Raw genomic sequence first — 7,157 nt, forward strand, 5'->3', positions numbered from 1 at the left:
CCCGTCAGCTACCCAGATCTGGCCTTCCGGCTACCCATGACAGCGACCATGCAGTAGCCTCTCAATTGGCTCGGTCCAAAATACCGGTCAGGTCAGTTATCGAAGGCCATATCAGCCCCGATGGGTATGCGCCCCTCTGGAGTGCACCCTCTCCTGACCAAATCTGAGGCTTGGTTGCCTCCCGTTGGGTCCGCAGCGGGTGATTTTTGCCTGCCCGCTTCGAGGCAGACGTTGGCGAAATGCCGACACCCGGCATGATGCGGGATTTGACTGGAGTTTGAAAGGAACGCTTTCAAGTAATCGGGCGGGGGCGGGACGATGTGGTTTCGGTCGCATTCCGGCTCAGGTCGGCCAAATTCGGCCGACCTCAAATCCGGCGCTGTCCTAATCGAAGCGCGCAAAACATCCTGTACTTGATTATGCGATACGCAGGCGCGTAGCTCGAATCAAAATGACCACTGTCTTACGTCGTCATACAATATCTTTTCAGGATTCACTGAAATATGGAAGTGCTTACTATGCGGGTTCTTGCCCGTGTACGGCCTCCAATGCCAAGCAGGAACAGTACCTACCTGGTAGGATGCCGCGATTTGCTTATTCCAGATAACGTATTTAATGCGTGTATCTTTCGACGCAATCAGGGCCTCAGCAATCTTTCCGGCGTCGCAAGAATGAGCTGGATCGTGCGTGATATCCAAGGCCGTCACAACCCCTAGCTCGCCGTCTCTTACCCAGGCGCAATGATCGGACGTCTTAGGTGTACCGCCGTGACAATGGGCAGCATTCCCAATGGTACCATCGCTCGACTTGCTTCGATTAGGGTATTTGCTGTTGATTTCCTGTCTAAGTTTTTCAAGGGACTTCGCGACCCTCCACTTTGGTGTTGCCGCGGCGGAAATGGGGGTTTTGGGCTCGTTGACGTCAGGGTCAACCTCGGGGTCGAAGCCATAATCGCCCTCTAAGAGTGCGACCGGCTCTTGGGCCATCGACTTAAGTATTCCCGGATCCGGATCCTCGGTTTGCGAATTATCGGCAGGTGTGTTTCCTGGAACCTCCGAGCTAACGACGATCCTGGCCGCGATCGGATCGGTTATTGAGAACTCGACATAGCCTATGCCTCTTGGAAAAAATATATCTACGTCACGCGCAATAGAACCAGATGTTGTTGCGACCTTAACCGCATCTATCACTTTCTTGAATGCGTCCGAAAACAGATCAGCTGCTTCTTTATCTGCTCCTGGCATCTGATTGCCCTCCGCAATAAGTCGGGGCGCCTATTGTTCATGCTGGCGACAGCTTGTAAACAGATTAATGTGGACAGGTCCCAGATCCTCCGGCTCATTGGGTCGGCCGGCTCCCAATTCCTGCTTGCCTCGTCAGCAAGAGCGCGCGCTTTGTAACTGCAAATATGACCCGCTGAACAAACCCGGTTGGGCGAAGTGCCGCCCGAGCGGCGGCTGAACGGATGACCGTTTTTGAACACTGCGCCGGGTTCCGCGAATGGCGGAGTTCGGTCGCAAGCAGCCTCACTCTCGCTATGGCTACTCAGCGATAAGTTTCGGCCACTAGCGCCTCGGTCCAGGAGGTGCGGGCGGATCAGGCTGCGGGGCTTCGCCGCCGTCCTCCGCACCCGCCTTGACCCGGGTCGAGGCGCGGCGCGCGGCCCGCTCCTCGGCGGCCTTCCGGCGAGCCTCAAGCGCGGCCCAGATATCCCTTGGGACTTCGAGGGGTTCCGGGGCGGGACGCTTCAGGCGGCGAGCCGCGGCCGCATGCCGGTCCAACTCGACCAGGGCCCGCTCCCAGCGCGTGAGGTCGCGACGCATCTCCTGACCGGCGGATTGGCGCTCCCCATCCGGATCGGCGCCCTGGGTCGGCCGCCACGTATAGCGGTCCCCGGTGAGGACCTGGACCCGGACCCACGCATGGAGATCGGGCCCCATGGCCAGCCGCAACCGGGCTGCCTCCTCCGGATCGAGGCGATTGATCCGCCAGCCGACCGCAGCCTCCTGGTAACGGCGGCAGGCCTCGGCCAGGTCCGGGATCCGCGCTGGCCTCGGGACAGATGGCGCTTGCGGAATGGGCCCTGGATCGGGCCCGGCTTCAGGTTCCTCCGCCGGTCTCGGCGTCGGATCGTGCCTGAGTGGTTCGACGAAACCGCCGAAGACAAGGATCGGTCTCAAGAAGGATGCTAGCATGACAACTCCGACATCGGACGATGACATACCAATAATATCCGGAGATATCCGCTATATCTACGGGATTACACCGTAGGCAGCGCTGCGTCCAAGGCGTAAATCTATGATGTATTTTACATGCGGCATGACACCTGCGCACGACGTGCGCACTCAACTGATCATGCTGCGCTGATACCGTTCTGGATGCCATCCGCGGACGCCGCCGCATGACGGGATCCCGCATCGGTGGCCGCCCATTCATGGTCGGCATGCCGACCCACCGTTCAGGGCAGCGCATATCCGCTGGAGGTCTCCATACCCGCTATGCTCACCATGAACTCGGCTAGCTTGGCATTGGCACGGGCACGGTCGTGCACGGTTATGGGGTCCGACCACGTCGCGGATAACCGATCAATCGCTCAACGCAGGAGGAGCTAGGTGCAGCTGCCTCGACAGAGAGGTGGCGGTCGTCATCGAGCTACTGCAACGCCCTGACCCGACGCTCACGAGCGAGAAATACCTGCGACCGCCAACGAACGAGGTCAGGAGGGCCTAGCCCGGGCGCGGACAGTCTGGACTTCGTGGATCGGGCTTCCATCCAATGGTGGCAGCTTCACCTTCGCGACCGCCCTCCGAGCCCGCTGCATCACAGGCCCTTCACTGTAAACGTCGAGGGCGATCGACCCGCGCTTGTGGCCGACGATGGCATTGATGAGGTCCTCCTCGACACCAGCCTGTTCGGCCCGCGAGATGAACCAGCGGCGGAAGCTATGGAAGTTCACGCGGGCCCGACGCTTCCCCTCGACTACCTCGTCCACTCCTATGGAGCGTCTGTAATCGGTGAAATGGTTAGATGTCTTGAAGGATCGCTCTCGCATTGAGCCAACCTTCCTCACCGCAGGCCACTCAGGGAAGATGTCGTCCTTCGGACTTTTGCCTCGACAACGTTCGGCGATCACGGACGCCAGTGCCGGGTGGATCGGCACGTAGCGGGCATGTGTCTCCTTCTTGCGGGGCTGGAACAGTATCACGCCGTTGGCGGTATCCTGGACCTTGAGGTCGACGATCGCGTCTAGCCGGGCCCCGGTAAGGGCCCCGATCATGATGACGGCGCGCATGTGCGGCGTGGCCGGCCCCATGAGGAGCTTGGCGATCTCGGTGTCCGTAAAGGGCCGCTCCTCCTCTCCGGATTTCGGCCCTGTATTCTTGTGCGCGACCTTCGTCCATGGGTTGGAAGCGGCCGCGTCGGTCACGGTCGCCAGGTACGCCCAGAATGAGCTGAGCCTGGAGATGTACTTGTTGCAGGTCGCCGGCGCGACGCAGGCGAGATCGGGCAGCTTCTTCGCAAAGGCATGCGCCCGCAGGGGGGTGATCCGCTCGATCTCCGGTTCGATGTTCTCGCTTCGGAGCCAGCCTAGCAATAGCTTGAGCGACCGTGCGTCGTCGGCCTTCGTCCGAACCTCGACCTGCGTTTCCGCCATGTAGGTCGCATGGAACTCCTCGAACGGAGTCCCGCTGTTGTAGGCGATGCGGCCGAAACGACGGGCCTCGGCCACGGCTGCCGGCATCAACTCGTAACCGAGTTCCGGACCGCTCTCGTCAATCGCCGGCACCATGACTTCCTTCGCTCCCCGGCTCCTGATCTCGGCCGTGCGGGAGGCGATGATGCAGTCGTACTCGTCCCACTCCTCCTGGGGCGTGAAGCGCTCACGCGCCTCCCGGGCCCACTTCGCCAGTTCCATGGCCTCTTGCGTCGTCGATTGCCCTGCGCACCCGGCCCTCGCCAGTGCCTCGGCGATTTGCGCCTTGAAGCGCGCGACGTAGGGACCCTTGAGAAGGTTGGCCGTCCGAAGGGAGTCGGTGCCCAGGTCATGCCTCAACTTCGGCCGACCGATGATTTCCCTCGCGGCCACGGGCACGCTCACCGTGACCCGCCAGTTGCTGCCATGCTGTTCGAGGAAGGCCTTCGGCCCCTGCGCAACACGCGGCATCCGCCCCCCGACGATGTCAATAAGACCCAGGTAAGACCCATGCATTGTCCGGAAAAGCCACGCAAGGACAGGGACATCGTTTCAACAGAATGGGTTAAGCGGATCTTGGGCTCGTCTCCCCTCAGCTCCACCAGGCCTTCCTGGTGACAATTCAGCATCCTGGCGACGCGGCGATATCGCCGTCGCAACCAGGACTTAGCGGTAACCGGCCGCGATTTTTGCGCCCTGCGCCCCTGTCCGATCACCGATCTCAAGCCTGCTGGCTCTCGGACCGCGCCTGATCCGCGGGCGCGGAGGGATGGGCGACCGCGGGCCGTCTCACGCCGCGCGGCCGCGTCCGGACTGGCGGCCCTGCAACCATTGCAGCGGACCGGGGTTCGCTCCCGATTGACGACAGGCGGAGGCCGGGTGGCGCCCTGGATCGAACAGACAGTCTGGTGGCAGGTCTTCCCCCTCGGCTTCGTCGGCGCCCCCGACCAGGCCGACCCGGCCGCACCGGTCGTGCATCGCCTCTCCCACCTGCAGGCTTGGCTCGACTACGCGGTGGAGCTCGGCGTGTCCGGGCTGGCGCTCGGGCCGATCTTCGCGGCCGCCACGCACGGCTACGACACGATCGACCCTTTCCGGATCGATCCGCGCCTGGGCGATGAGGCCGATTTCGACGCGCTGATCGCCGCGGCCCGTGCCCGCGGCCTCCGCGTCCTGCTCGACGGGGTGTTCAACCATGTCGGGCGGGCCCATCCCGCCTTCCAGGACGTCCTGCGCAACGGGCCCGAAGCCCGGCAGGCCAACTGGTTCAGGCTGTCCTGGCCGCGGGGCTCCGGCCCGGGCATCGAGCCGGACTACGCCTGCTTCGAGGGCCATCGGCAACTCGTGACGCTCAATCACGACGCGCCGCAGGTCGCCGACCATGTCGCCGCCGTCATGGACCATTGGATCGCCCGCGGCGCCGATGGCTGGCGGCTTGACGCGGCCTACGCGGTTCCCCCGCACTTCTGGGCGCGGGTGCTGCGGCAGGTCCGCATCGCCCACCCGGAGGCCTACATCGTCGGCGAGGTGATCCACGGCGATTACGCCCGCTTCGTGCGGGACACCGGCATGGATGCGGTGACCCAGTACGAGCTGTGGAAGGCAATCTGGAGCGCCCTCAACGATCGCAACCTGTTCGAGTTGGCCCACGCCCTGGACCGGCACAACGGCTGCCTCGACACGTTCGCGCCCCTGACCTTCGTGGGCAACCACGACGTGACGCGGATCGCCAGCCGGCTCACGGACGACCGGCACCTGCCGCACGCCCTGGCGATCCTGCTGACCTGCGGCGGAACGCCCTCGATCTATGCCGGCGACGAGCAGGCCTTCCGCGGCGTGAAGGAGGAGCGGGTCGGCGGCGACGACGCGATCCGGCCGGCCTTCCCGCCGACGCCCGCGGATCTCGCCCCATACGGCTGGCCGATCTACCGGCTGCACCGGGACCTCATTGCGCTGCGGCGCCGTCATGCCGGGCTGCACCGCGCGCGGACGCGGACCCTGCACCTCGCCAACGAGCAGATCGTGGTCGTGCTGGGCGACGGCGCCGCGCGCGTCCTGCTGGCCCTGAACCTCGCCGACGCGGCCGTTCCGCTGCCGGTCCCGGATGCCCGGGCGATCGAGGCCGGCCAAGGCGATCTCGCGGAAGCCGGCGGCCCGAGCGCCCGGGTGACCCTTCCGCCCCACGGCTGGGCCATCCTGGTTGTCTGACCGTCGCGGGTTGGCCCGCGACGGATCGGCCGGGGCCCGCAGGGCTGCCGGTCGCGGCCCTGCCCTACCCCGTGCCCTACCCCGTGCGGCGCGCGGTCCAGCGGCCCGCACAGGCGCCGAGCCCCGACAGGGTCCAGCGGCCGGTCCCGGCGGATCCGCGCAGACGGCCCGAGACCAGGACGCTGGCGAGCCCCTTGCGGATCGTGCCGGTGATCCGGCCGTCCGCGCCCGCCCGGCCGGACGCGTCGACGCCGTTGCCGCCGGCATCGTCCACGGTCCCGTCCCGGATGACGATCGGGTAGCTATACGGCCCCGTGCAGCTCCCGCTCTCCGCGGTGGCTATGACCGACCAGGCTCCATCGAACCGGTTGGCCGCGTAGGCTCCCGTCGGAGCGCCGACGGCGAGGAACAGGGCGGGCGCGAGCAGTGCAGCACGAAGTCGGGTCATCGTCTCCTCTGTGGTGATTTCGAAGCGCGGGCGCGGTTCATCCGCGGCCGGATCATCGACAGGGCCGATCGGTTGCGGGCCTGAAAGGGCAACGGGCCGGACGCGCGCCCGGAGTGGCGCGGGCGTCCGGCCTCGCGGCCGTGCCGGACAAGAGGGCCATCCGCCCGGCACAACCTCGACAAAGGGGTGGGACGCCGTGGAAGCCTGGGGCCCCACGGCACGTCCCGCAGCCCCGATATGGCCCCTAACACGTTCTTTCAAATGAGAGATTTGTACCAGTACGGCGCGCTTTTTTCACGCCGCCGATCCGGACGCGCGACCGCTCCCGTCAGGGGGAGTTCCGCGAGGGCCCGTCGCCCAGGCGGCGCGACCGGCGGTGCCCGACACGGCCGGCAGGCGGGCCGGCCGGTGCCCCGTTCGCGATGCGGCATCGACTTCTGCAACTTCTAAACAGTGGTCGCGAAGATCCGCCCCGGGGTCGCACCGGCCCCGGAGCTTCTGGCCCGGTGTTCGGTCGATATCCGCACGTTCGGCACGCCCAGGTCTGTTGGGCGGTTCGCCGGCGATCTGCGCGAGACAACGCCTCGACGGGCCGAGCATCAATCCTTGGCTCAAAACGCCCGCGTCGATGATGCGTGTATACCAAGAAAATAACTTAGGTGAGGGAACCTGCTTGTGCGCAACCCGTTTGTGCCCGGCTGCCGGAGGGGCAGCGAGCGCGGCATGGGGTGCGAGAGCGGTGACGGCGGGCGTCGACAGGCATGAACTCCGGCAGATCATCGCCGGCCTGAGCGAGGGCGTGATCCT

The 7,157-nt window shown here is 65.1% G+C and carries 5 protein-coding genes; 1 reads left to right on the forward strand and 4 read right to left on the reverse strand.

Annotated elements, in window-relative coordinates:
* Positions 1-446: 446 nt before the first annotated feature.
* The 3 genes from GGQ91_RS27975 to GGQ91_RS27855 form a co-directional block, all read right to left on the reverse strand.
* On the reverse strand, positions 447-1,244 hold the full coding sequence (locus GGQ91_RS27975; RefSeq protein ID WP_210281479.1) for a hypothetical protein: 798 nt from the start codon (positions 1,242-1,244) through the stop codon (positions 447-449).
* A 321-nt stretch (positions 1,245-1,565) separates the two neighbouring features.
* A complete protein-coding gene (locus tag GGQ91_RS27850) occupies positions 1,566-1,952 on the reverse strand; it encodes a hypothetical protein (protein WP_182593308.1) in 387 nt (128 codons plus the stop codon).
* 764 nt (positions 1,953-2,716) lie between these two features.
* Positions 2,717-4,165: a tyrosine-type recombinase/integrase gene (locus GGQ91_RS27855; protein WP_182593309.1), complete on the reverse strand. Its 1,449-nt coding sequence runs from the start codon at positions 4,163-4,165 to the stop codon at positions 2,717-2,719.
* Between the two features lie 408 nt (positions 4,166-4,573).
* On the opposite strand from GGQ91_RS27855, the gene GGQ91_RS27860 reads away from it, so the two are divergent.
* Positions 4,574-5,902 (forward strand): alpha-amylase family glycosyl hydrolase, encoded by a 1,329-nt coding sequence (locus GGQ91_RS27860; protein WP_053609381.1) that lies wholly within the window; start codon positions 4,574-4,576, stop codon positions 5,900-5,902.
* 76 nt (positions 5,903-5,978) lie between these two features.
* Here GGQ91_RS27860 and GGQ91_RS27865 read toward each other — a convergent pair whose 3' ends face one another.
* Positions 5,979-6,350, reverse strand: a complete 372-nt coding sequence (locus GGQ91_RS27865) for a hypothetical protein (protein ID WP_043759707.1) — start codon at positions 6,348-6,350, stop codon at positions 5,979-5,981.
* Between the last annotated feature and the right edge of the window lie 807 nt (positions 6,351-7,157).

Origin of the sequence: Methylobacterium fujisawaense (genome assembly GCF_014138435.1) — a bacterium.
GTDB lineage: Bacteria > Pseudomonadota > Alphaproteobacteria > Rhizobiales > Beijerinckiaceae > Methylobacterium > Methylobacterium fujisawaense.